This window comes from Vogesella oryzae, from assembly GCF_902829295.1.
GTDB lineage: Bacteria > Pseudomonadota > Gammaproteobacteria > Burkholderiales > Chromobacteriaceae > Vogesella > Vogesella oryzae.
The window spans coordinates 25,636-49,359 of the sequence record NZ_CADEPL010000021.1 but is presented as its reverse complement, the minus strand read 5'-3'; the positions used below and the strand labels follow the sequence as shown (position 1 = coordinate 49,359).

Below are 23,724 nucleotides of genomic sequence, written 5' to 3'. Positions count from 1 at the left end.
CATGAATAATGCCCGCGACAGCCAATCCGGTTTTTCACTGATAGAAGTGCTGGTGTCCCTGCTGATTCTGCTAATCGGCTTTATGGGGATTGCGGCGCTGAGCATGCGTGCCAATCAGGTGGAGTTCGAGTCTTACCAGCGGGCGCAGGCCTTGGTGCTGGTGGATGATATGGCTCAGCGTTTGCGTGCTAACGAGAAAGCGGCCTATTGCTATTACTCGTACTCGGTTACCGGTACCAGTGGCAGTCTTTATCTTGGTGCTGGGGCTGATGTTTCTGCAAATACCTGCGTGGCGTCAGGAGGAGTAAGTGTGGATGCCACCACCATGGCAGAAGAAGATCTGCGGGATTGGGATTCGCAACTGGATGGTCTGGCTGTGCAGGATGCCGGCAACTCCGTCGGCGCCATGCTCGATGCCCGTGGGTGCATCACGCAGGATGGGACGAGGGGGGTGCTGATTCAGCTTTCCTGGCACTCTAAAACCCGCTCATCAAGCCCTCCTGCCGCGCTGAGTTGCGGAAAAATCACGGGCGTCGATGATCAATATCGCAGGGTGCTGGCGCGATGGGTAAAAATAGTAGACCTAACTCCGACATACTAATGATGAAATCACGTCAGTTGGGGCTCAGTATCATAGAAATCATGGTTGCCATGACGCTGGGCTTGTTGTTGCTCACTGCCGTGGGGGCATTTTATGTTGCCCAAAGCCGCAATCAGCGTGAATTAAGTAGCCAGTTTGCCCAGATCGAGAATGGCCGCTATGCGCTGGATGTCTTGACCAAATATTTACAGAATGCGGGGTATTACGGAAGTTACATCTATATGGATGAGTTTCCGGAGAGCACCGATCCAATGCCGGATGCCTGTGAAAAGGATCCGCAATTTCTGTATAAAACGGCATCTGGTACTAATGCACTGGCTTTTGCCGTTCAAGGTGCAACTTCCGGCACCATGCTGGCGACTTTTCCCTGTATTGCCAGTGCCAACATCTATAGCGATAACGATGCTTTTGCCGTGCGCTCGGTTGACCCCACCGTGATTGCTTCTTCGTCACTCGTCGCCCGTAATATTTATCTACAGTCGGTTGCGCGCCAGAACTACCCGATTATTGCTACAGGCAGTAATGCTGCATCATTCACGCTAACCAATCTGAGTGGGACTGCAGGTGAAATCCGGCGCTATCCGGTGCGGATCTTCTATATCGCACGCTGTGTAGATGCGTCGGGCGGGGTGTGTACAACCGGATCGGATGCGCCAACCTTGCATGCCCTGGAGCTTGGGGATACCGGCTCGGCCACCGACTTTACCGACATGCCGCTGGTAGAGGGAATCGAACGGATGGTGGTGGAGTATGGCCTGGATATGGCCGGCAGTAACCACAGTTATACCGATGCCTCCGGTACGGTTCGGGTGGTTGTCCACGATGGCATGCCGGACGTCTATCGCCGGGTGCTGACCAGCACCGATGAGTGGGCGCGTGTTGTCTCCCTGCGCATAACCATTGTCGCCCGGGCCAATAAGATTACGGCAGGTTATACGGATGGGCGAAGTTACACCCTGGCTTCGGGTGTCGTTTACACGCCGACCGGTAGTGCGGCCAACTACAAGCGCAAACTGTTCCGGAAAACAGTTTATCTCAGCAATATTGGCGCGAGGAGAGAGTAGTGGGCGGCCGAGTTAAGGGCAATATCTTGTTCATGACCCTGATGTTCCTGTTGGTCTCCACCATTCTGGTGTCCCTGGGAATCAAGCTGGGCATGTCGCATCTGCGCATTGTTGCCAATAGCCAGGCGCATGATGAGGCCGTTAATGCGGCGCAGCAGGTGATTGACCAGATAATCAACCAACCCACCTCTGCCACGCTTGATCCCATCGCCAATCCCGGCGCCTATCCGCAAACGTTTACCGTCGATGCCGATAAAGATGGTGTCAATGATTACAGTGTGCTGGTCGCCCGTCCGGTGTGCGAGGGGTTCCGCGAGCTGGATAGCTCCTCGGTGGGGTACCAGACCTATGCAGTGCAATGGGACTTCCAGGCTACGGTGACCGATACCCGTACAGGAACCCAGGTTATCACGCACCAGGGCATCCGGGTGCTGACCAAAGATTCTGACCCTTGCAGCTAGTATTGCAGCGGGGTTAAAGGAGTGAGCATGAAGAAATTGCTGATGGCGGTGTGGCTTGGTTTGTATGCAATTGCTGGCCAGGCGGTTGACCTGCAAAAGCAGGACATCGATATTTTTCTGAGCAATCCCACGGTAGTTACTTCTAGCGACGCGCCCAATGTTTTGATCGTGCTGGACAATACCGCCAACTGGAATACGCCGTTTTCGGCTGAAAAAACGGCCTTGACCAGTCTGTTTTCAACCTTGACTTCGGCTACCTTCAATATCGGACTGATGATGTTTTCCGAAACCGGCAAGGATTCGGTTACCGGAGAACAGAATGGCACTATTGATGGCGGTTATATGCGTTATGCTGTACGGCCGTTGCAATTAACCAGTGACCTTAATTGTGCGACCAAGACGGATGCAGATTTGAAGGAAACTGTTCAATGTCTTGATGTCGGTTACGATAAAAGTAACGGTGGTAAATTGGGCCAAACCATGCGTGAGGCCTATCTGTATTTCAAAGGTGCTACGGCATATTCAGGAATTAAAGCAAAGCGTGATTACAATGCCTTTACCCCGAGTACCAGTAGCAGTACTACTTATCGCAGTCCGGTAACTGGTGTTTGCCAGAAAAATTTCATTATCTTTATCAATAATGGTCCGGTACAAGACAACACCGCAGATACCAAGAGTGCAACCGATGCCTTGACCGCGGTCGGCGGTAATACGACGACCATTCCGTTATCGCCAAGTGGCAGCCAGGACAATATCGGTGACGAGTGGTCGCGTTTCATGTCTGCTACCGACCTTAGCAATAGTATTGCCGGCCAACAGAACGTCATTACCTACACTATCGAGGTTCAACCTAGCACCACAGGTCAAGGGCCTGGCATGACGGCGCTGCTGAAAAGCATGGCGCAGATTTCTGGTGGGCGCTACATCAGCATCACGAACCCGCTCAGTTCGGACGAACTCAAGAATGCATTGAAAGGGGTGTTTGACGAGATTCTGGCTGTCAACAGTGTGTTTACCTCTGCCGCGGTAACCAACAGCGTTAACAACTATGGCACCACGCTGGATCAGGTGTATGTGGGGATGTTCCGTGCCGACGCCAATGCCAAGCCGCGCTGGAATGGCAACCTCAAGCACTACCGGCTGGGTTTGTCCGGTAACCAGTACACCTATCTGGATAAAAATGGCCAGGTGGTGGTGAACTCTCTGGGGCAGGTAACCGACACGGTAACCAGTTACTGGACGACGGCTTCCTCATTCTGGACCACTGCGCTCTATACCAACGAACAGACACCTGGAGGCCAGTCGGATGCGCCGGATGGCTCGCTAACCATCAAGGGTGGGGCAGCAGAACACCTGCGGGCGGGTAATCTCACCGCCGATAACCGCACCGTCTATACCTGCATCTCATGCAGCAGCTCGACGGTTGCCTTGCTGGACGATACCACCACCACCACCGACCCCACGCTGTTCAATACCAATAATGCTTCGATTACCACCACCAAGCTGGGGGTCAGTACCGATGCAGACCGGACGGCGCTGATCAACTGGACCCGTGGCCGCAATACCAAGAGCGATGACCCCAGCACCGGCGCTACCTCCGGTGTCCGTGGTTATGTGCATGGCGATGTCGTGCATTCCAGCCCGCTGGCGATCAACTACAACCGCAGTTCACAGCCGGCCAACCGTGACATCGTGGTGTACTACGGCAGCAACGACGGTTTCCTGCATGCCGTGAAAGGCGGGGCCAATGATGCCGATGGCGGCGAGCAGTGGTCTTTTGTGGCGGAAGAGTTTTTCCCCGGGCTTAAGCGCTTGTACGACAACACCGTATTGCTGTCATCCAGCAATACCAAGCCGTATTTCTTCGATGGCCCGATCGGCAGCTACCTGCTGGATGCCGATAACGACCGACGCTATGACAATACCGGCAAGACCGATGCCACCAAGATGGATAAGGTCTACATTTATCCGACCGCCCGCCGCGGTGGCCGGCTAATTTATGCGCTGGATGTCACCAACCCGTCGCAGCCTAAATTCCTGTGGAAGCACACGAATGCCGATACCGGGTTTTACGAATTGGGCCAAACCTGGTCGCGGCCAAAAGCGGTCAAGATTGCGGGTCACAGCAACCCGGTACTGATTTTTGGCGGTGGCTACGATGCTGCGGCCAACGACGACTATCCGCGTACGACGGCAACAATGGGGCGGGCAATATTTGTCGTCGATGCTTTTACCGGTGCCTTGGTATGGAAAGCGGTGCCTGACAGTACCAGTAGCGATTGCGACGCAGCGACCTGCAGCAAGGTGAGCGGGCTCGATTTCAGCATCCCAGCCGGGGTAGCAACGGTGGATCGCGACTTGAATGGCGTGGTGGATAGGCTGTATGCCAATGATACTGGCGGCAATGTCTGGCGCGTGGATCTAGGACTCAATCCATCGACTGGCTTGCCTACTTTCAGCGTCAACAAAATTGCCGCTCTGGGTGGTAGCGGGGTAGATCAGCGCAAGTTCCTGTACGAACCAGACGTGGTGCTTGGGGCAGAGGTTGACCGTGTGCAGGTGGGTTCTGGCGACCGCGAGAAACCGTTCAATATTGCGGTTCAGGATATGTTCTTCTCCATCAAGGATCCGGGGCTGGTGAGCAATGTCATCACCACGCCATATACCGTATCCGATTTGTACGATGCGACTGCGGATCTGGTCCAGCTGGGGACTGCCGCTGAACAAAGTGCGGCCAGAACCTCGCTCGCTTCGACCGATGGCTGGTATATCCGCCTCAACGGCAATCTGACCAGCCGCGATCTGTCCTGCGACCTGCGCAGTGGCGAGCGGGTAACCGGCAAGGCAATTACCCTGAACGGCATTCTGTATTTTGCGACTTTCATGCCGGATTACGTATACACCTACAGTGGTTCAACCGGATGTACCGCTACCGCCGCCTACAGCGAAACCACGTGTACGCCGACACTGGGGGTGGCGCGGGTATATCTGCTCAATTTTGCTGATGGTTCCGCATACAGTGATGCCACCGATGCCCAGACAGGCTGGGCACTTACCGATCGCTACGTCACGGTTGGTACTGGCTTCCTGGGCGACCCGACCGTTGCCTCGCAGACTGACAGTGATGGCAATATTGTCGATACCCCGCTGTTTGGCCTGATTGCCGATCCGGGCGGGTTGACCGGCGCACTGGGGCATAAGGCCCGCAGCAAGGTGTACTGGTACGAAATTACCGATTGAGTGACTGTTTGCCGGCGCCATACCACTGTATGGCGCCGGTTTCGTTTTTCCGGCGCGGTGGCAGTTCGCCATGTTATTGGCATTTGTTGGCAGCTAAATGCTGGTGGCAGACGCCACAACTGGTATACAATCCCGCGCGATTGTTGTCGGCTAACAGAACCTGTGCTTCGTCTCAGGGTCAGGTTTGCATAACCCTGTGAAGAATTCCATGAAAGACAAAGCTAAAGTGGCTAACGAAACCGCGCTGGGTGCAGCGCTGAAGAATGCGGTACAGAGTCTGAGCAAGAAGAGCCAGACCGAGATGATTGCCGCGCACGTGTACGCCAAATACGACGTGTTCAAGCAATTCCGTCCGCTGGCACTGGGCATCCACGAGACGCTGATCGCCGCCTTGCCGCAGTTCGATGCGCAACTGGTGTCGCGCATGCTGGCCAATCACTGCCGTCGTCAGCGCTACCTGAAGGCACTGGCACGCGGTGGCAAGCGTTTTGATCTGGCGCTCAAGGCCGTGGGTGAAGTGACTGCGGAAGAGAAAGCCGCTGCCGAGCGTATGTGCCAGGCGCGCGCCGACAAGTCTGCTCCCAAGGTAGAGGCTGCTCCGGCAACAGCTCCGGTGGTGGAAGCCCCGGTGGCTGATGTCGCCGGCGAAGCCAGCGCAGAATAAGCACTGCTTGCCTTGATACAACACCGGCCGCTGGCCGGTGTTGTCGTTTCTGCGGCCAACGTTGGCCGCCGCGTGCCGCTGGCGTTGTTACACGCCAGCCATACTGGCCGCTGCCCCGCACAGTGCCAGTAGCCAGTTGCGGACCGCGTTAACTGCGGGGCGTACTTCATCCGGTTTGCAGGCCAGCGCGTACGCATAGCCGCTGTGCCACGATGGCGAGAACGGCGTTACCAGCTCACCGGCGGCCAGTTCCTTGGCCAGCAGGGTGATCTCGCCCAGGGTGATGCCGTAACCCTGCAGTGCGGCATTCATCGCCTGATCCAGGGTGTCGAACACGGTGCCGCCGCGGTAATCCACGGTCGTGGCGCCACGGAACGCCAGCCACTGCCGCCAGTCCCGCTTGTCCGGCGACGGGTGCAGCAACGGGTAGTGCGCCAGGTCGCCTTCCTGCGTCAGCGTGCGGCCAACCTGGCGCAGCAAGCGCGGTGCGATCACCGGTGTCAGCACTTCCGCAAACAGCAATTGCTCGTTATCGGCCAGCGAGCCGTGCGGTTTGTAGACGATGGCGAGGTCCACATCCTCGCGCGCAAAGTTCACTACGTGCTCGTGCACGCCGGACAACTGCACCGGGATGTCGGGATGCGCGGTGGTGAACTCGTGCAGCGCCGGCAACAGCCAGCGCACCACACAGCTGGGCGCCTTGATGCGCAGTGGCGACGTCAGCGCTGCCGCCGCATCCATACCTTGTTCCAGTACCTTGAAACCGCGTTGCACATAGCCCAGCAGCAGTTCGCCCTGCGCCGACAGTCGCAGGCTGCGTGCATAGCGGTGGAACAGCGGGTAGCCCAGATGCGCCTCCAGCTGCGCCACCTGTTTGCTGACCGCGCCCTGGGTCAGGCACAGCTCGTTGGCGGCGCGGGTAAAGCTCTGGTGGCGGGCGGCGGCTTCGAAAACCGACAGCGCGTACAGCGGCGGGGTATTGCGCGGCATGCGGCGCTCCATGACTGAGGTTTTTTCGGCCCTAACATGCCGATAAATCGTTTGTCGCACAAGTGCCCATCGCGTTGAATAGCGCCATAACACCACAACGCGGCGAGACATCATGCACACCCCCATTGCCCAACGTTCCAAGCTGCCCAATGTCGGCACCACCATTTTTACGGTCATTGGCCAGCTGGCCGCCAAGCATCAGGCCATCAACCTGTCGCAAGGGGCTCCCAATTTTCCGTGCAGTGCCGAGCTGATCCGCTTTGCCCACGAAGCCATGCTGGAAGGCCATAACCAGTACGCACCGATGAGCGGCCTGCCGGCATTGCGCCAGGCCATCGTCGACAAGGTGGAGGCGCTGTACGGCCAACGTTACGACGTGGACAGCGAAGTGACGGTGATGGCCAGTGCCAGCGAGGCGCTGTTCTCGGCGGTGACCGCGCTGGTGCATGACGGCGACGAAGTGATCGTGTTCGAGCCGGCCTTCGACAGCTACATTCCGATGATCGAGCTGCAGGGCGCTACCCCGGTGGTGATCAAGCTGGCGGCGCCCGAGTTCGCCATTCCGTGGGACGAGGTGGCCGCGCGCATCACGCCGCGCACGCGCATGATCCTGCTCAACACCCCGCACAACCCTACCGGCACCGTGCTGTCCGCCGCCGATGTGGCGCGACTGGAAGCCATCACCGACGGCACCGACATCGTGGTGCTGTCCGACGAGGTGTACGAGCACGTGGTATTCGACGGCGAGCAGCATCACAGCATGAGCCGCCACCCGAAGCTGGCTGCACGCTCGGTAGTGGTGACCTCGTTCGGCAAGACCTTCCACGTCACCGGCTGGCGCGTCGGTTACTGCCTGGCGCCGCAGGCGCTGATGGACGAAATCCGCAAGGTGCACCAGTTTGCGATGTTTGCCGCCGATACCCCGATGCAATACGCGCTGGCCAAGCTGATGGCGGAGCCGGGTCACTACCTTGGCCTGTCCGCCTTCTACCAGCAGAAGCGCGACTTGCTGAGCCAGGCGCTGGCGGCTTCGCCGCTCAAACTGATTCCGAGCCAGGGCAGCTTCTTCATGCTGGCCAGCTTTGCCCTCCTGTCGGACGAGAGCGATAGCGACTTCGTGCAGCGGCTGATCGTGGAACACGGCGTGGCCACCATTCCGGTGTCGGCGTTCTACCGCGACGGCACCGACCAGCGGGTGATCCGCCTGTCGTTCGCCAAGGACGACGCCACCTTGCTGGCCGGCGCCGAGCGCCTGTGCCGTATCTGAGGAACCGTAGATGAGCCAGACTTTTACCGCCGCCGCCGTGCAGATGGTGTCCGGCGACGACCTGGCGGCCAACCTCGCCCGTGCCGAGGCGCTGGTGGCCGAAGCCGCCGCGCGCGGCGCCGAGCTGGTGGCATTGCCGGAATACTTTTACCTGATGCCGGCCGACGAGCAGGCGCGGCTGGCGATTACCGAACCGTTCGGCGCCGGACCGCTGCAGCAACGCATGGCAACGTTGGCCGCACGCCACGGCATCTGGTTGCTGGCCGGTACCTTGCCGCTGCGTGGCAGCCAGCCGCAGCGCTTCTATAACAGCAGCCTGCTGTTCAGCCCGCAGGGGCAGTGCGCGGCGCGCTACGACAAGATGCATCTGTTCGGTTTCGACGATGGCAAGGAACGCTACGCCGAGGCCGATACCATGCAGCCGGGCAGCGAAGTCAGCAGCGCCGACACGCCGTGGGGCAGCCTGCGGCTGTCGGTGTGCTACGACCTGCGCTTCCCCGAGCTGTACCGCCACGGCCCGGCGCCGGCGATCATCACCGCGCCGGCCGCGTTTACCCATACCACCGGCCTCGCGCACTGGGAGCTGCTGTTGCGTGCCCGCGCGGTGGAAAACCTCGCCTTCGTCATCGCCCCCGGTCAGGGCGGCGTGCACCCGGGCGGCAAACGGACATTCGGCCACAGCATGATCGTCGACCCGTGGGGGCAGGTGCTGGCCTGCCACGACGAGGGCGAGGGCATGGCGCTGGCCGCACTGGATCTAGACAGGCAACAGACCTGGCGCACGCGCCTGCCGGCGCTGCAACACCGTCGCATCAACAGCTGATAACAAATATGTCTTCAAAGGAGAATCACATGAAACGCAAGATCGCATTCGCTGCACTGCTGCTGTCCCCGCTGTTCGTCCAGGCTGCCGACAAGCTGCTGATCGCCACCGACGCTACCTACCCGCCGTTCGAGTATGTCGATGCCGCCGGCAAGGTCGCCGGTTTCGAGGTGGATTTTGCCTATGCCGTGTGCAAGGCGATGGCGACCCCGTGCGAAGTGATCAACCAGCCGTGGGATGGCCTGATTCCGGGTCTGCAGGCGAAGAAATACGACGCGATCATGTCGTCGATGAACATCACCGACAAGCGCCGCCAGGTGGTGGATTTCAGCAAGGTGTACTACCTGATGCAGAACCGCTTTGTTGGCCGCAAGGGTGTGCAGCTCTCCGCTGACCTGAAAGACAAGGTGATCGCGGTGCAGACCGGCACCCCGCAGGACAGCTACGTGAGCCAGAACTTCAAGGCCGCCACCATCAAGCGCTACGTCAACGCGCAGGACCCGATGCTGGAGCTGACCGCCGGCCGTGCCGACTTCACTTTCGGCAACACCGTACAGCTGCAGAAGGGCTTCCTTGATACCGCCAACGGCAAGGCATTTGCCTTTACCGGTCCGGTATTCGATGGCCGCAAGGACAAGATGCTGGGCGAGGGTGTTGCCGTGGCGCTGCGCAAATCGGATAGCGCACTGAAAGAACGTTTCAACAAGGCCATCGATCAGGTGAAGAGCAGCGGCGAATACAGCGCGCTGTTGAAGAAGCACAACCTGGACGGTCTGCTGGAAGACTGAGTTTTGCCTGAGTAGGTCTGCTCCCTTGAGCCTGCCACGTTGTGGCAGGCCTTTTTTATGGCCGCACGCCCGGCCGCAGCCAGGCGTGCGGCCAACCCCGCTTTACTCCACCGAGAACAGCACCGGCTTGGCGCTTTGCTGCCGCGTCAGCGCGTAGATGGTCAGCGTGCCCGGCTTCATCACCCCCATGCCGGGCGAGTTGGCCGGCATGCCGGGCGCGGTAATGCCGACGATGTCCGGCTTGTCGCGCAGCAGTTTGCGGATGGCGGCCACCGGCACATGGCCTTCCACCACGTAGCCGCCCACCAGCGCGGTATGGCAGCTTTGCAGCGCGCCGACCTTGTACTGCGTCTTCACCTTGTCCATATCGTTGCGATTGATCGCATCCACCTTGAAACCGTTGCTGCCAAGGTAGCTGACATAGGCTTCGCAGCAGCCGCAGCTCGGGCTCTTGTACAGCGTTACCGGCATGGCGGCGGCAAACACTTGCGGACTAAGCACGGCCAGGGTGAACAGCAGGCGGGGCAGGCGTGTCATGGTGTACTCCTGAAGAAAAAAATCGGAACAGCTGGCGATACCATAGCAGGGTATATCAGCGACAGACCTTGATCGGTATCACACAGTTCCGCGGCGCTGCTGCCGGCGCTGCCGCAGTAGCGGATTTCTGCCACAATTCCGTTTGTCCCGCGCCATTCGTAGCTGCCATGTCCCGCCCGTCCGCCACCTTGCCATCTGACCCGCCGCTGCAGCTGACCGGCGTGCCGCAGGCGTTCGAGCACGTTACCGACCGCGCCGAATTCTGCCAGCCGCTGGCCGGGGTGGAGCTGTATCGGGCACACATCGTGCGCCATGCTTTCGAGCCGCATACCCATGAAGCCTTCGGTCTGGGAGTGATCGAGAGCGGGGTGGAGCGCTTCCGTTACAGCGGCAGCGAGCACCTGGCCGCCTCCGGCTCGGTGGTGATGATGAATCCGGACGAGCTGCACACCGGGCAGGCTGCCACCGAACATGGCTGGCGCTACCGCATGATCTATATCGATCCGGCCGTGGTGGCGCGGGTCAGCGGCGAGGATGGCTGGAGTTTCGAGCAGGCGGGGCGCCACGATCCGGCGGCGGCGCTGCGGGTCGGCCAGCTGCAGGCGGCGTTGTGGCAGGCGGACGAGCCGCTGGCGTTCGACAGTCTGCTGTATGCCTTGCTGGCCGAGTTCCGGCCGCTGGCGCGGGGACCGCGCCCCGCGCGCACGCAAGGGGCGCTGCGCTTCGCGCCGGTACTGGACTATCTGCGCGCCAATCTGGGCGAGCGGCTGACGCTGGAGCAGTTGGCCGCGGTGGCGGATCTCAGCCCCTATCACTTCTTGCGCAGTTTCCGCGCGCAGTACCACGTTACCCCGCAGCAGATGCTGATGGCGCTGCGTTTGCTGGAGGCCAAGCGGCTGCTGGCCGCCGGCATGCGTCCGGCGCTGGTGGCGGCCAGCACCGGCCTGAGCGACCAGTCGCACCTTACCCGCGCCTTCGTCCGCCGCTACGGGGTGACACCGGCACGCTACCAGCAGCAGTTGCGCGGTAGCTAAAGCGGTTGCAGAAAAACTGCGGCCAACCTGCAAAGGTTGGCCGCATGTTTTATTCCAGCCGTTGCCGCAGCCAGCGGCTGATGCCTTCCACGCCCCAGGACAGCAGCAGCATGGCGGCAATCAGCGTGGCGGCATTGCCGAGCTGGAACAGCGACAGCGCCAGATACAGCTGTTGGCCGAGGCCGCCGGCGCCGACCAGGCCGAGGATGGCGGCGATGCGGATATTGTTTTCCCAGCGGTACAGCGTGTAGGCGATCCACTGCGGCAAGGCCTGCGGCAGCAGGCCGTAGGCCAGCCTTGCCACCGGCGAGGCGCCGCTGACGCGCAGCGCGGCTTCCGGCTCCGGCGGCAGGTTTTCCAGCGTGTGGGCAAACAGCCGGCCGAGCACGCCGCTGGTGTGCAGCGCCAGTGCCAGCACGCCGGCGGCTGGGCCAAGGCTCAGTGCCAGCACGGCGATGGCGCCCCACAGCAGGTCCGGCGTACCGCGCAGGATGTTCAGCAGCAGCTGTACCGGATAGCGCAGCCAGCGCGGGCCGCGCTGACTGGCCGGCAACGCCAGCAGTGCACCGCCAAGAAAGGCAAAGGCGGTGCCCAGTGCCGATTGCGCCAGCGTTTCCAGCATGCCGCCGCCGACTTTCAGCAGGAAGGCCGGTGCCAGGTTGGGGTGCAACAGTTCGCCGGCAAAGCGCAGCAGGCCGCCGACATCAAACGGGCTGTCCTGCCACTGCGGCCCCAGCCAGCCGAAGGCGGCCAACTGCAGCAGGATGCAGGCAGCGGCCAGCACCAGACCGCCGCGGCGGCTTTCCACCGCATGACGTGCCAGCCGGCTGATCAGCTCGGTCAGCGCCACCAGCGCCATGAATACCAGCAGCAGGGCGCCGACTTCACCGCCATTGAGCATGCGGATGGAGGTGTCCATCAGCAGGCCCAGACCGCCGGCGCCGACAAAGCCCATGACCGCCGAGGCGCGGATCGCGCATTCCCAGCGGTACACGCTGTAGCTGATCAGCTCGTGCGCCGCCTGCGGCAGCAAGGCATAGCCGAAGATCGCCAGCCGGCTGGCGCCGCTGCCGGCCAGTGCCGCGGCCGGCGCACGCGGCTGCGCTTCCAGAATCTCGGCATACACCTTGCCCAGCATGCCGCCGTAGGCCAGCCCCAGCGCCAGTACCGCCGGCAGGCTGCCAAGACCGGCAGCGCGCACCAGCAACAGCGCCCACACCAGGTCGGGAACGCCGCGCAGGATCACCATCAGCGCGCGCAGGCTGTTTTGCAGCCAGTGCCACAGGCGTGACGGCGCTTCGCCAGTGAGCACGTCGCGGTCCAGCGCGCGGCTGGTCAGCAGTGCCGCCGGCAGGCCGACCAGCATCGCCAGCAGGGTGCCGCTGCTGGCAACGGCCAGCGTGGTAAGGGTTTCGTGCCACAGGCTGGCCAGGAAGACCGGGTCATGGCTGGGCGGGAAGAACTCGCCGGCAAAGTGCGCCAGCGTTGCCAGCGTGTCGGCGTCCAGCAGCAGGCGCGGGTCGAAGCCGGTGTAGTACATGGCCGCCAGCAGCAACAGCGGCGTGGCGATGATCCAGCCCAGCCGTGCGGCCAACGCCGGGTCGCGGGCAGAGAGAGTCTTGGCGGTCAGCATGGCGCCACGCGGGGCAACTTGGCCGCCGGAGTGTCGTCCGGCTCGGGGGGGGTGTCGCCGGCGTACAGCGCTGCCAGCAGCGCCGGGGTGACTTCGCTGCGCGGCAGGTCGAACATTACCTGTCCGTCGCGCAGGCCGATCAGGCGCGGGAAGTGCGCCAGCGCCAGCTCCACCGAATGCAGGCTGACCAGCAGAGTGCTGTTGCGGGTGGCCGCCTGGCGGCACAGCAGCGCGATGGTGTCATCGGCCAGCCGCGGGTCCAGCGCCGAGACCGGCTCGTCGGCCAGCAGCAGGTCGGGCTGCTGGTACAGCGCGCGGGCGATGCCGACACGCTGGCGCTGGCCGCCGGACAGGCGGTCGCAGCGTTGCCACAGCTTGTCGCCCAGTTGCACCTGTTCCAGTGCGGCACGGATGCCGGCCACATCCTGCGGCCACAGCAGGCGGCGCAGTGCGGCCAAGGTCGACAGCTGTCCCAGCCGGCCGGCGCCGACGGCGGTGACCACCCTTTGCAGTGCCGGCAGCGGTGCATGCTGGTACACGCTGCCGATGCGGCTGCGCAGGCGGCGCAGCGCGGCGCTGTCCAGTTGCCACGGCTCGGCGCCCAGCAGTTGCACGCTGCCGCTGGCAGCGCGGTACTGGGTGGCGACCAGCAGCAGCAGGCTGGACTTGCCGGCGCCGGACGGGCCGATCAGCGCCGCCTGCTCACCCTGCGCCAGGCGCAGGGTGATGCCGTCGAGGATGCGCTGGCCGCGCAGCGACAGTGTCGCTTCGCTCAGCGCCAGGCTCATTGCAGCAGGCCGGCAGCCTTGGCGGCAGCTTCGATGCCTTCGTAGTTTTCCGCCTTGGTGGGGATGAACTTGCTGGCGCGCTGCAGATCCAGAATGGCTTTCTGTTCCGGGTTGGCCGCATCCAGTTTCAGGAACGCGGCCTGGATACGCTGCTGCAGCTTCTTGTCCAGGCTGCCGCGCACGGTCCAGTTGTAGTCGTAGAAGGTCGGCGAGGTGCCCAGCAGACGTACCTTGGCCGGGTCGACCTTGCCGGCTTCCACCAGCTTGTCCCAGACCGAGGCGTTCAGCGCGCCGCCTTCCACCTTGCCGGAGGCAACCCAGGCCACGGTGGCGTCATGCGCGCCGGAATAGCCTACGCTCTTGAAGAAGGTTTCCGGCTGCATGCCCTGCTTTTGCAGGAAGTAGCGCGGCATCAGGTGGCCGGAGGTGGAGGAGGCGGAGCCGAAGGCAAAGCGCTTGCCTTTCAGGTCCTGCAGGGTCTTGATGCCGGCTTCCACGCTGCCGATGTACTTGGCGGTGAACTTGGCATCTTCGGCGCGCTGCACCAGCGGTACCACCTTGCCGCGCTGGCTGGCCTGCACGAAGGTAAAGCCGCCGAGCCAGGCCATGTCGATCTGGTCGGCGTTGAGCGCAGTGACCACGCCGGCGTAGTCGGTTACCGGCACGAACTGTACTTTCATGCCCAGTTCTTTTTCCAGGTAGCTGCCCAGCGGGGCGAACTTGCGTTGCAGTTCGGTGGGCGCCTCATCCGGAATGGCGGACACTTTCAGTACGGCTTCGGCGGCACCGGCAACGGCGGAAACGGCCAGCAGCAGGCTGGCCAGAGCGATCTTGGCTTTCATGGGTTCGGACTTTCTGGCTAGGCGGACAATAGGCCGCGCGCGGTCTGCGGTGCACCGCGGCCAACGTTGGCCGCAAGGCACCAAACAAAAATGCAGCCGTGCGACTGCATTGATGATCGGGGTGGCGGACAAAAAGCCGCCGGCGCGCATTCTAGCGTAAAAGCGCCGTGTTTTCAGCCACCTGCGTGTGACAGGCGCATTTTATTCCGTGCGGATATAGGCCCAGCCGCGGGCCTTGAGACAGCTGCGGTACAGATCGTCGCGCGCCGCTTCGTTGATGTCGTAGGACTCGGTTTGCGGCCAGTCCCACAGGCCGCTGTCCAGCCAGCAGGCGCTGCGGGTGGTGGCGCCCGGCGGACAATGCCAGCGCGGGCCGATGTAGCGCGGCGGCAGCGTGCGCTGGCGGATGTCGGGCGGAAACGCCTTGGCCGCCTCCTGCTTGCACTGGTAGCTGTCGCTATCGAAGCTGCGGGTGCCGTCGGCGTGGCGCCACTGGTAGTGGGCGCAGCCGGCCAGCCACAGGCAGGCAAGCAGGATGCCAAGGCGCGGGCTCATGGCTAGGCGGCGCCGCGCTGCGCGCGCTGGCCGAACCACACGAACAGCGCCGCGCCGGCGATGATCATCGGCAGGCTCAGCCACTGGCCCATGCTGATCACGTCTGACTGGCCGAAGATGCCGGCGTCCGGGGTGCGGAAGTACTCGGCCACGAAGCGGAAGAAACCGTAGCCGGCGAGGAACAGCGCCGATATCTGGCCGACCGGACGGCGCTTGGCGGAAAACAACCACAGGATGAGGAACAGAGTCAGCCCTTCCAGCAGCGCCTGGTAAATCTGCGACGGATGGCGCGGCAGCAGGTCTACCTGCGGGAACACCATCGCCCACGGCAGATCGGCCGGTGCCGGGCGGCCCCACAACTCGCCGTTGATGAAGTTGCCGAGCCGGCCTGCGGCCAACCCTGTCGGCACCAGCGGGGCGACAAAATCGCTGATCTGCCAGAAGCTGACGCCTTTCTTGCGCGCGAACAGCGCCATGGCCACCAGCACACCGATGAAACCGCCGTGGAAGCTCATGCCGCCTTTCCACACCATCAGGATTTCGGCCGGATGCGACAGGTAGTAGCCGGGCTGGTAGAACAGCACTTCGCCAAGGCGACCGCCTGCCACCACGCCGATGACCGCCCAGGTCAGAAAGTCGTCCAGATCCTTGCTGCTCCAGATACCGTCCGGCTGCTGGCGGATGCGGTAATTGCCCAGCACGAGGAACAGCACGAAGCCGAGAAGATACATCAGGCCGTACCAGTGCACGGCCAGCGGGCCGAGATGGATGGCGACAGGGTCGAACTGGGGATGGATCAGCATTTGTCAGTTATGTGCGTTTGCGGTAAAAGAGGACGATAGACGCGGATTATACGAAAAAGCGTCCGGCAGCGTGGTGTCGATACCCGGACCAGCCCACGCAGCAATACAGAAACTTCCATTACCCGGAAGTTCCTGCGACCGGCTCACAGAAGCCGGCTGACGGATGCGCGCACCCTACATGCAAGCTGCAGCCAGCGATGCCGGCTGCGGGATAAAGATTCAGAGACATTCAAGGATTCACCATGCCCCAGTACCGTTCCAAGACCTCGACTGCCGGCCGCAACATGGCCGGCGCCCGCGCGCTGTGGCGCGCCACCGGCATGAAGGACGAGGATTTCCAGAAGCCTATCATCGCCATCGCCAACAGCTTCACCCAGTTCGTGCCGGGCCACGTGCATCTGCACAATATGGGCCAGCTGGTGGCACGCGAGATCGAAAAAGCCGGTGGCGTGGCCAAGGAATTCAACACCATCGCTGTGGACGACGGCATCGCCATGGGCCACGGCGGCATGCTGTATTCGCTGCCATCGCGCGACCTGATCGCCGACAGCGTGGAATACATGGTCAATGCCCACTGTGCCGACGCACTGGTGTGCATCTCCAACTGCGACAAGATCACCCCCGGCATGCTGATGGCCGCCATGCGCCTGAATATCCCGGTGGTGTTCGTCTCCGGCGGCCCGATGGAGGCCGGCAAGGTGCAGTGGGGCAACGACATCCGCAAGCTAGACCTGGTCGATGCCATGGTGGAAGCGGCCAACAGCGCGGTGTCCGATGAGGAAGTGGACAAGGTGGAACGCTCTGCCTGCCCGACCTGTGGCTCCTGCTCCGGCATGTTTACCGCCAACTCGATGAACTGCCTCACCGAAGCGCTGGGCCTGTCGCTGCCGGGTAACGGCTCGCTGGTGGCCACCCACGCCGACCGCAAGGAACTGTTCCTCAAGGCCGGCCGCCTGATCGTGGAACTGGCCAAGCGCCATTACGAGCAGGAGGACTACTCCATCCTGCCGCGCAGCATCGCCACCAAGCAGGCGTTCGAGAACGCCATGAGCCTGGACGTGGCCATGGGCGGCTCCACCAATACCGTGCTGCACCTGCTGGCCGCGGCCAACGAGGCCGGCGTCGACTTCAAGATGGCCGACATCGACCGCATTTCGCGCGCCGTACCGTGCCTGTCCAAAGTGGCGCCGGCGACGCAGAAGTACCACATGGAAGACGTGCATCGCGCCGGTGGCGTGGTGGCGATTCTGGCCGAGCTGGACCGTGCCGGCCTGATCCATCGCGACGTGCCGACCGTGCATAGCCCGACGCTGGGCGCCGGTCTGGAAGCGTGGGATATCATGCGCCACGGTGAAGACAGCGAGGCTCAGCGCTTCTATCGCGCCGCGCCGGGCGGGGTGCCGACCACCATCGCCTTCAGCCAGAGCATGCGCTATCCGACGGTGGATAACGACCGTGCCGAAGGCTGCATCCGCGACAAGGCCCATGCCTACTCGCAGGACGGCGGTCTGGCGGTGCTGTACGGCAACATCGCCGAGCGCGGCTGCATCGTGAAGACCGCCGGTGTGGATGATTCCATCCTCAAGTTCACCGGCCGCGTGCGCATTTTCGAAAGCCAGGACGCCTCGGTGGCGGCGATTCTTGCCGACCAGATCGTGGCCGGCGACGTGGTGCTGATCCGCTACGAAGGCCCGAAAGGCGGTCCGGGCATGCAGGAAATGCTGTACCCGACCAGCTACCTGAAGTCCAAGGGGCTGGGCAAGGCCTGCGCACTGCTGACTGACGGCCGCTTCTCCGGCGGTACTTCCGGTCTGTCCATCGGCCACGTGTCGCCGGAAGCCGCCGAAGGCGGCACCATCGGTCTGGCAGAAGAAGGCGATACCCTGGAGATCGATATCCCCAACCGCACCATCCACCTGGCGGTGTCCGACGAGGAACTGGCACATCGCCGTACCAGGATGGAGGCGCGCGGTCGTGACGCGTGGAAGCCGGTCGACCGCGAGCGTACGGTCAGCGCCGCACTGCGCGCCTATGCCGCGATGACCACCAGTGCCGATACCGGCGCGGTGCGTGACGTATCGCAGGTGGAACGCAAGTAAACGCTGGCGGCCAAGGTTGGCCGCAGACGGCAAAAAGGCAGCCTGCGGGCTGCCTTTTTTTATGCGCGGTTGGCGCTCAGGATAGCGGCGCGGCGCTGGCCGCGGCCTGCTCCAGCGGGCGTACCAGATCCTGCGCCCCCGGCTGGCAGCCATCGGCAATATTGTCCCAGCCCTGATGCACCACCAGCTGTTCGCCCCGCACGCACAGCTCGATGCGGCGGCTGGCCGGCCACTGCGTCTGCACGAACTGGTCGATGGCCGCCGGCATGCTCACCTGGTAGTGGCGGGCGACAAGGTTGGCCGCCGGGTGGTCGCCATTGTGCAGCAGCGGCACGAAATACGCCGCCCACACCATGAAGCCGTATTTCACGTCGACGGTACTGGGCTGGTATTGCTGTTGCTGCAGCCAGTGCTGTGCTGCCTCACGGGCCGGCACCCCGGCCGGCAAATTGCCCCAGGCGCTGGCCAGCAACTCCATCAGCCACTGGTTGCAGTTCTGGTACTGGCTGGAAAACGCATAGGCATTGGCGCTGTAGTCGGCGCCCAGCATCGCCAGCACCTGTTCGCGATTCAGGGCCGCGGCGAGCAGCTGCTGCTCGGCAGGTTGCGGCAGCAGCACGATGGAGACATAGGCGCTGTCCTGCTGGTGGCTGTCGAGCAGGAAGCCGGATAATCCCTGGTCGTAGATATGCGGCTGGCTGTCATCGCAAGCGTAGTACAGCTGGCGCACCGACCACGGGGTATTCGGGCTTTGCTGCAGGCTGATGCCGGCATGGCTGTAGCGAATGCCGAAGCGCCCCAGATCCAGCCCGGCGCGGGCAACGATGGCGGCCTGGCTGCCGGATCGTTGCAGCACTTGCTTTACCGCCTCGCTGAAGAGCAGCAGGCGGTTTTTCTGTGCCGCAGATTGTGCCGGCGGGCGGTCGCAAAACATCAGCGAGTTGGCGCGGGCCGGCAAGGCGGCCAACAGCAGGCAGCCGGCAAGCAAAATGGCACTCAGCAGCTGGCCGAGGCGGGCGGCGCAGGGCCGGGTCAGTGGCGGCATGGAGCAAGCAATCATCAAATGGCAATAGCCCGGCCGCGGCAGTGGCGGCATGCCGCCTTGCCTGGCCGGGCAGATAGCAAAGGCAGATCAGGAAACGATGTTCGGCTGCAGCTCTTTCAGCCACGCCTGATCCAGCACCAGCACAAACGGCGTGGTCGTGTCGGCTTTGGCAAAGGCCAGACCGTACGGCCGCTTGCTGGCGGTGACGGTATTGCCCTGGCTTACCGCCGCCTGGCGCGCATCGGCTTGCGGCAGGAACAGGTAAAACTGCGGCTGCTGCGGGTCGTTCAGCGCCTGCAGTGTCAGGCGGGGCTGGCCCGGCTTGTCGTCGGCCTTGGCCACGTCCACTACCTTGTAATCGCCTTCGGCAATGTTCAGCGCTTTGGACGAACCACGCACGGAATCGGAGATGCTGCCGACGGTGGCGCTGACGCTTTCGGACAGGGAATACAACGAGATAGCCTCGGCGGCCGGGGTGGCCAGCAGGCAGCTGGCAATGACGAGGGCGGAGCAGATCTTGGGCGTAGGCAGTTTCATCAGTCAGAGCTTTCCAGGGTTGAATGTTTCCGGTTTGTATCTGGCTTGTTTGTAAATATTTATATTTATTAATGACTTATGAGTTATTTTCGCCAGCGAACCGGGAACTATACTGCCTGTTGCGCAGGGCGGCCAGCCCCTGTTGCCCTACGCCGGGCCATCGGCATGGCAGACGCAGCCTTCGCCACTGGCGGCGCCTTCCAGCGATTTGAGAATGCCGCAGTCGGCGACGGTGTGCGGTGCATCGCAGCGGGCGCGCAGGGTTTGCAGCTGCTGCTCCAGCCGTTGCAGGCTGGCGATCTGCTGGTGGATGCGGCTGATCTGCGCATCCAGCAGCGCATTGATGTCATCGCACGGCGCCGCTGACGGATGCTGGTGATAGTCCACCAGCCGGCGGATGTCGGCCAGCGACATGTCCAGCGAGCGGCAATGGCGGATAAAGGCCAGCTGCTCCAGGTGTGGCTGTTCGTAGCGGCGATAACCGCTGGCGGTACGGGCCGGTGCCGGCAACAGGCCCTCGCGTTCGTAGTAGCGGATGGTTTCGGCATCGCAGCCGCCGCGCCTAGCCAGTTCTCCGATCTGCATGCAGTTGCTCCCGAGATAAGTCTTGACCCTATAGTAACTACAGGGTTTGCAATGACACAAACTTCAAGCGGAGACCAAGATGAGCCATTGCTGCCAGCCAGACGACGGGTCTTGCCGGATGCCGGAGGCGGCGCACACTGCCCGCCACGACCACGACCACGACCACGACCACGACCACGACCACGACGCAGGCTCGGCTTGCGCCGGTGCAGCCTGCGCCATTAGCGCGCAGTTGGCCGCCGACTTGCCGCCGCCGGGCAGCCAGGCGTGGCGGCTGTCGATCGCGGCGATGGATTGTCCCACCGAGGGACGCATGGTGGAGAAGGCGCTGGCCGGCATGGCCGGCGTGTTGCGGCTGGACTTCAACTACATCGAGCGCACGCTAATCGTGCATCAGCAGGGCGCCAGCCTGCCGGCGCTGCAGCAGGCGATCGCCGCTACCGGCCTGCAGGCCGAGCTGCAGCAGGATGCGGCCAACCTCGCCGCACCACCACAGCCGGCGCGCTGGCCGTTGCTGGCGTCCGGCGGGCTGGCGATTGCGGCCGAGGCGCTGGCGTTTGCCGGTCAGGCCGAAACCGGCTGGCCGGTGGTGGCGACGGCGGCGGCATCGATGCTGCTGGGCGGCGGCACGACCGCCCGCAAGGGGTGGTATGCACTGAAGAGCCGCAGCCTGAATATCTACTTCCTGATGAGCCTGGCGGTGGCCGGCGCCATGCTGCTGGGGCAGTGGCCGGAAGCGGCGATGGTGCTGTTCCTGTTTGCGCTGTCGGAGCGGCTGGAGGCGATGTCGCTGGCGCGTGCCGGTGCGGCGGTGCGCGCGCTGATGGCGCTGAAGCCGGAGCTGGCCTGGGTGCAGCACGGTGCCGAATGGCAGCAGCAGCCTGCGGCCAACGTTGCGGTTGGCCGCATGGTGCGGGTACGGCCGGGCGAGCGCGTGCCGCTGGATGGCCGCATCGTCAGCGGTCACAGCGATTTCGACGAGGCGGCCATCAATGGCGAGAGCCTGCCGCTGGCCAAGGGGCCGGGCGAGCAGGTGTTTGCCGGCACCATCAACGGCGCCGGTCTCATCACGCTGCAGGTAACGGCCGCAGCCGACGGCAGCCTGCTGGCACGCATCATCGCGCGGGTGCGCGACGCGCAGGCCGGCAAGGCGGCCACCCAGCGTTTCATCGATCGCTTTGCCGCGGTTTACACTCCGGCGGTGGTCGGTCTGGCGCTGCTGTTTGTCATCGTCACGCCACTGGCCGGCTGGCTGCCGTGGCAGCAGGCACTGTATCAGGCGCTGGTGCTGCTGGTGATTGCCTGCCCGTGCGCGCTGGTAATCGCCACTCCGGTGACGCTGGTGTCGGCGCTGTCCGCAGCCGCGCGGCAGGGCATGCTGATCAAGGGCGGCGCGGCGCTGGAAACCGCGGCCCGCGTGCGGGTGGTGGCGCTGGACAAGACCGGCACGCTGACCCGCGGCCAACCGCAACTCGATAGCGTACAGCCCTTGCTCGCTGGCCTCGATCAGCGCGATGCGCTGCAGCTGGCGGCCAGCCTGGAGGCGCACTCCACCCACCCGCTGGCACACGCCGTGCTGCAGGCGGCGCAGCAGCAGGGTCTGGTGCTGCTGGCGGTGGCGGGGGTGCAGGAATTGGCCGGCGAGGGCGTGCTGGCGCGCATCGACGGCGTCCGTTACGGCCTCGGCAATGCCCGGCTGGCGGCACGGCTGGGGGTGACGGAGGCATCGTTTGCCGCCAGCCAGCACGCCAGACGCGGCGGCATGCTGCTGTGCCGCGACGGCCAGCTGCTGGCGCAGCTGACGGTGGCGGACAGCCTGCGGCCGGAGGCGGTGTCGGCGGTGGCGGCGCTGCAGCGCCAGGGCATGCGGCTGAGAGTGCTGTCCGGCGATCATGCTGCGGAAGTGGCGCGCATCGCCGCTGCCGCCGGTATTGCCGATGCTGCCGGTGCCTTGCTGCCGGAGGACAAGCTGGCCAGCATCCGCGAGCTGGCGGCATATGGTGCGGTAGCGATGGTGGGCGATGGCGTCAACGATGCGCCGGCGCTGGCGCAGGCCGATCTGGGCATCGCCATGGGCGCCGCAGGCAGCGATGTGGCACTGGAAACGGCACAGGTGGCGCTGATGGAAGACAGACTCGACAAGCTGCCACAACTGTTCGCCCATGCGCGGCGCAGCATGGCGGTACTGCATGCCAATATCGTGCTGGCACTTGCGATCAAGCTGGTATTTTTCGTACTGGCGCTGGCCGGCATGGCCAGCCTGTGGATGGCGGTATTTGCCGATGTCGGCGCCAGCCTGCTGGTGATTTTCAACGGCCTGCGCCTGGCGCGGGCAGAGCGGAAAACCGGACATGAAACTACTTGAGTGCAAGCTGCCACCGCCGCTGCTGGGTCTGCTGTGTGCCGGCCTGATGTACTGGCTGGCGCAGCAACTGCCCGTGGCAACGTTGCCGGTAGCGGGCTGGCTATGCTGGCCGCTGGCGGTGTGCGGCCTGCTGCTGGATGGCAGCGCGGTGCTGGCGTTTTTCCGTCAGCGCACCACCATCAACCCGCTGCGGCCACAGAACAGCAGCGCGCTGGTGGTGAGCGGTTTCTATCGCCTCAGCCGCAACCCGATGTATCTAGGCATGCTGTGTCTGCTGCTGGCGTGGGCGCTATGGCTGGGGCAGCTGGCGGCGCTGGCCGGCCCGCTGCTGTTCGTGCTGTGGATCGGCCGTTTCCAGATCCGGCCGGAAGAGCGGGCGTTGGCCGCGCGTTTCGGTGACGAATACCGGGATTATTGCCAGCGGGTGCGACGCTGGCTTTAGGCGTGAATGTCGATGCCGTTGCCCAGCGCATTGCGGGCCGGATTGGCGGAGGCGGGCTGGTAGGCCTGGCCGACCTTGCCTTGCTGCTGCTGTTGCTGGGCCTGTTCCGCCAGCGCCTGCAGCTCCATCTGGCGGGCGCGGGCGGCGATGGCCATGTCGGGGCCGGAGGGCTGGGCCGGCGCCAGCGCGGCACGCTGGATGATGCGGGCCTTGTCGGCAGTTTCCTGTGGAGTACGTCCCGGTGATGCGTCGATATCGACACTGCCGCCGATGGCATAGCGCTGGCCGTCCGGGCCGGTCTGGTAGTGGTAGCTGGGGCCGCTGATGCTGATGCCGCTGGCGGCGGCCAGGTGCGCCTGTTCGTGGGTGCGTACGGTGCGGTCGCGCTGCTGCAGTTGCCGTACCAGGGCCTTGTCGGCGTCGCTGAGCTGACCGTTCTGGCTGACTCCGCTGCTATAGCCGGGCGAGCTGTCCGCAATAGTCGACAAATCCCCGTCACTGCTGCGCAAAGCAGTGTTGTACATGCCATAGGAAGAGATGCCGGAAATATTCATGCTGAAT

At 63.3% G+C, this 23,724-nt stretch carries 23 protein-coding genes; 12 read left to right on the top strand and 11 right to left on the bottom strand.

Translation table 11 applies throughout. The annotated features are described in order from the left end of the window. The first annotated feature begins 1 nt into the window (after window position 1). The 5 genes from pilV to HU218_RS09435 all read left to right on the top strand — a co-directional run bounded on the left by pilV (window position 2) and on the right by HU218_RS09435 (window position 6,030). The gene (gene pilV / locus HU218_RS09455; protein WP_174874696.1) at window positions 2–601 is read left to right on the top strand and encodes a type IV pilus modification protein PilV; all 600 of its coding nucleotides are present in this window, start codon (window positions 2–4) and stop codon (window positions 599–601) included. Continuing rightward, entirely contained in the window at window positions 601–1,665 is a 1,065-nt protein-coding gene (locus HU218_RS09450; protein ID WP_174874695.1) for a PilW family protein, read from the top strand. The genes pilV and HU218_RS09450 overlap by 1 nt, the downstream gene beginning before the upstream one ends. 32 nt (window positions 1,666–1,697) lie before the next feature. Continuing rightward, on the top strand, window positions 1,698–2,126 hold the full coding sequence (locus tag HU218_RS09445; protein WP_174874694.1) for a hypothetical protein: 429 nt from the start codon (window positions 1,698–1,700) through the stop codon (window positions 2,124–2,126). A gap of 27 nt (window positions 2,127–2,153) precedes the next feature. Next, entirely contained in the window at window positions 2,154–5,366 is a 3,213-nt protein-coding gene (locus HU218_RS09440) for a pilus assembly protein (protein ID WP_174874693.1), read from the top strand. Window positions 5,367–5,592: 226 nt separating this feature from the next. After that, a complete protein-coding gene (locus HU218_RS09435) occupies window positions 5,593–6,030 on the top strand; it encodes a ProQ/FINO family protein (RefSeq protein WP_174874755.1) in 438 nt (145 codons plus the stop codon). Window positions 6,031–6,117: 87 nt separating this feature from the next. Here HU218_RS09435 and HU218_RS09430 read toward each other — a convergent pair whose 3' ends face one another. Next, window positions 6,118–7,020, bottom strand: a complete 903-nt coding sequence (locus HU218_RS09430) for a LysR substrate-binding domain-containing protein (RefSeq protein WP_174874692.1) — start codon at window positions 7,018–7,020, stop codon at window positions 6,118–6,120. 112 nt (window positions 7,021–7,132) lie between these two features. Between HU218_RS09430 and HU218_RS09425 the strand changes: the two genes are divergently transcribed. From HU218_RS09425 to HU218_RS09415, 3 genes are read left to right on the top strand one after another with little or no spacing between them, the layout of a single operon-like run. Further along, on the top strand, window positions 7,133–8,287 hold the full coding sequence (locus HU218_RS09425) for a methionine aminotransferase (RefSeq protein WP_246210928.1): 1,155 nt from the start codon (window positions 7,133–7,135) through the stop codon (window positions 8,285–8,287). A 10-nt stretch (window positions 8,288–8,297) separates the two neighbouring features. Then, window positions 8,298–9,110 carry a carbon-nitrogen hydrolase family protein gene (locus tag HU218_RS09420; protein ID WP_174874691.1) on the top strand — a complete coding sequence of 271 codons (813 nt, stop codon included), beginning with the start codon at window positions 8,298–8,300 and terminating at the stop codon, window positions 9,108–9,110. Between the two features lie 29 nt (window positions 9,111–9,139). Beyond that, entirely contained in the window at window positions 9,140–9,898 is a 759-nt protein-coding gene (locus HU218_RS09415) for a transporter substrate-binding domain-containing protein (RefSeq protein WP_174874690.1), read from the top strand. A gap of 102 nt (window positions 9,899–10,000) precedes the next feature. Here the strand turns inward: HU218_RS09415 and HU218_RS09410 are convergent, their stop codons facing one another. Then, window positions 10,001–10,435, bottom strand: coding sequence for a DUF411 domain-containing protein (locus HU218_RS09410; RefSeq protein WP_174874689.1), 435 nt, complete (start codon window positions 10,433–10,435; stop codon window positions 10,001–10,003). Window positions 10,436–10,602: 167 nt separating this feature from the next. On the opposite strand from HU218_RS09410, the gene HU218_RS09405 reads away from it, so the two are divergent. Beyond that, complete coding sequence (locus HU218_RS09405) at window positions 10,603–11,469, top strand: AraC family transcriptional regulator (protein WP_174874688.1); 867 nt, start codon at window positions 10,603–10,605, stop codon at window positions 11,467–11,469. A 49-nt stretch (window positions 11,470–11,518) separates the two neighbouring features. Here the strand turns inward: HU218_RS09405 and HU218_RS09400 are convergent, their stop codons facing one another. From HU218_RS09400 to lgt, 5 genes are all read right to left on the bottom strand, one after another. Further along, the gene (locus tag HU218_RS09400; protein WP_174874687.1) at window positions 11,519–13,102 is read right to left on the bottom strand and encodes a PhnE/PtxC family ABC transporter permease; all 1,584 of its coding nucleotides are present in this window, start codon (window positions 13,100–13,102) and stop codon (window positions 11,519–11,521) included. Further along, the gene (locus tag HU218_RS09395; protein ID WP_174874686.1) at window positions 13,096–13,890 is read right to left on the bottom strand and encodes a phosphonate ABC transporter ATP-binding protein; all 795 of its coding nucleotides are present in this window, start codon (window positions 13,888–13,890) and stop codon (window positions 13,096–13,098) included. Before HU218_RS09395 ends, HU218_RS09400 begins: the two co-directional genes overlap by 7 nt. Further along, window positions 13,887–14,732 carry a putative selenate ABC transporter substrate-binding protein gene (locus HU218_RS09390; protein ID WP_174874685.1) on the bottom strand — a complete coding sequence of 282 codons (846 nt, stop codon included), beginning with the start codon at window positions 14,730–14,732 and terminating at the stop codon, window positions 13,887–13,889. Before HU218_RS09390 ends, HU218_RS09395 begins: the two co-directional genes overlap by 4 nt. Before the next feature lie 201 nt (window positions 14,733–14,933). Continuing rightward, on the bottom strand, window positions 14,934–15,287 hold the full coding sequence (locus HU218_RS09385) for a hypothetical protein (RefSeq protein WP_174874684.1): 354 nt from the start codon (window positions 15,285–15,287) through the stop codon (window positions 14,934–14,936). Window positions 15,288–15,289: 2 nt separating this feature from the next. Beyond that, window positions 15,290–16,090: a prolipoprotein diacylglyceryl transferase gene (gene lgt / locus HU218_RS09380; RefSeq protein WP_174874683.1), complete on the bottom strand. Its 801-nt coding sequence runs from the start codon at window positions 16,088–16,090 to the stop codon at window positions 15,290–15,292. Between the two features lie 242 nt (window positions 16,091–16,332). Here lgt and ilvD point away from each other — a divergent pair, with 242 nt between their 5' ends. Further along, window positions 16,333–18,189 (top strand): dihydroxy-acid dehydratase, encoded by a 1,857-nt coding sequence (gene ilvD, locus HU218_RS09375; protein ID WP_174874682.1) that lies wholly within the window; start codon window positions 16,333–16,335, stop codon window positions 18,187–18,189. A 76-nt stretch (window positions 18,190–18,265) separates the two neighbouring features. On the opposite strand, the gene HU218_RS09370 is transcribed toward ilvD, so the two are convergent. From HU218_RS09370 to cadR, 3 genes are all read right to left on the bottom strand, one after another. Then, window positions 18,266–19,234, bottom strand: a complete 969-nt coding sequence (locus tag HU218_RS09370; RefSeq protein ID WP_174874681.1) for a DUF2145 domain-containing protein — start codon at window positions 19,232–19,234, stop codon at window positions 18,266–18,268. A gap of 87 nt (window positions 19,235–19,321) precedes the next feature. Further along, window positions 19,322–19,771 (bottom strand): hypothetical protein, encoded by a 450-nt coding sequence (locus HU218_RS09365; protein ID WP_174874680.1) that lies wholly within the window; start codon window positions 19,769–19,771, stop codon window positions 19,322–19,324. Between the two features lie 147 nt (window positions 19,772–19,918). Beyond that, a complete protein-coding gene (gene cadR, locus HU218_RS09360) occupies window positions 19,919–20,356 on the bottom strand; it encodes a Cd(II)/Pb(II)-responsive transcriptional regulator (RefSeq protein WP_174874679.1) in 438 nt (145 codons plus the stop codon). Between the two features lie 79 nt (window positions 20,357–20,435). On the opposite strand from cadR, the gene HU218_RS09355 reads away from it, so the two are divergent. Both HU218_RS09355 and HU218_RS09350 read left to right on the top strand, forming a co-directional pair. Continuing rightward, complete coding sequence (locus tag HU218_RS09355; protein WP_217450774.1) at window positions 20,436–22,721, top strand: heavy metal translocating P-type ATPase; 2,286 nt, start codon at window positions 20,436–20,438, stop codon at window positions 22,719–22,721. Then, window positions 22,708–23,163, top strand: coding sequence for a methyltransferase family protein (locus tag HU218_RS09350; RefSeq protein WP_174874678.1), 456 nt, complete (start codon window positions 22,708–22,710; stop codon window positions 23,161–23,163). Before HU218_RS09355 ends, HU218_RS09350 begins: the two co-directional genes overlap by 14 nt. On the opposite strand, the gene HU218_RS09345 is transcribed toward HU218_RS09350, so the two are convergent. Next, complete coding sequence (locus HU218_RS09345) at window positions 23,160–23,717, bottom strand: putative metalloprotease CJM1_0395 family protein (protein ID WP_174874677.1); 558 nt, start codon at window positions 23,715–23,717, stop codon at window positions 23,160–23,162. The genes HU218_RS09350 and HU218_RS09345 overlap by 4 nt on opposite strands. Window positions 23,718–23,724: the final 7 nt, after the last annotated feature.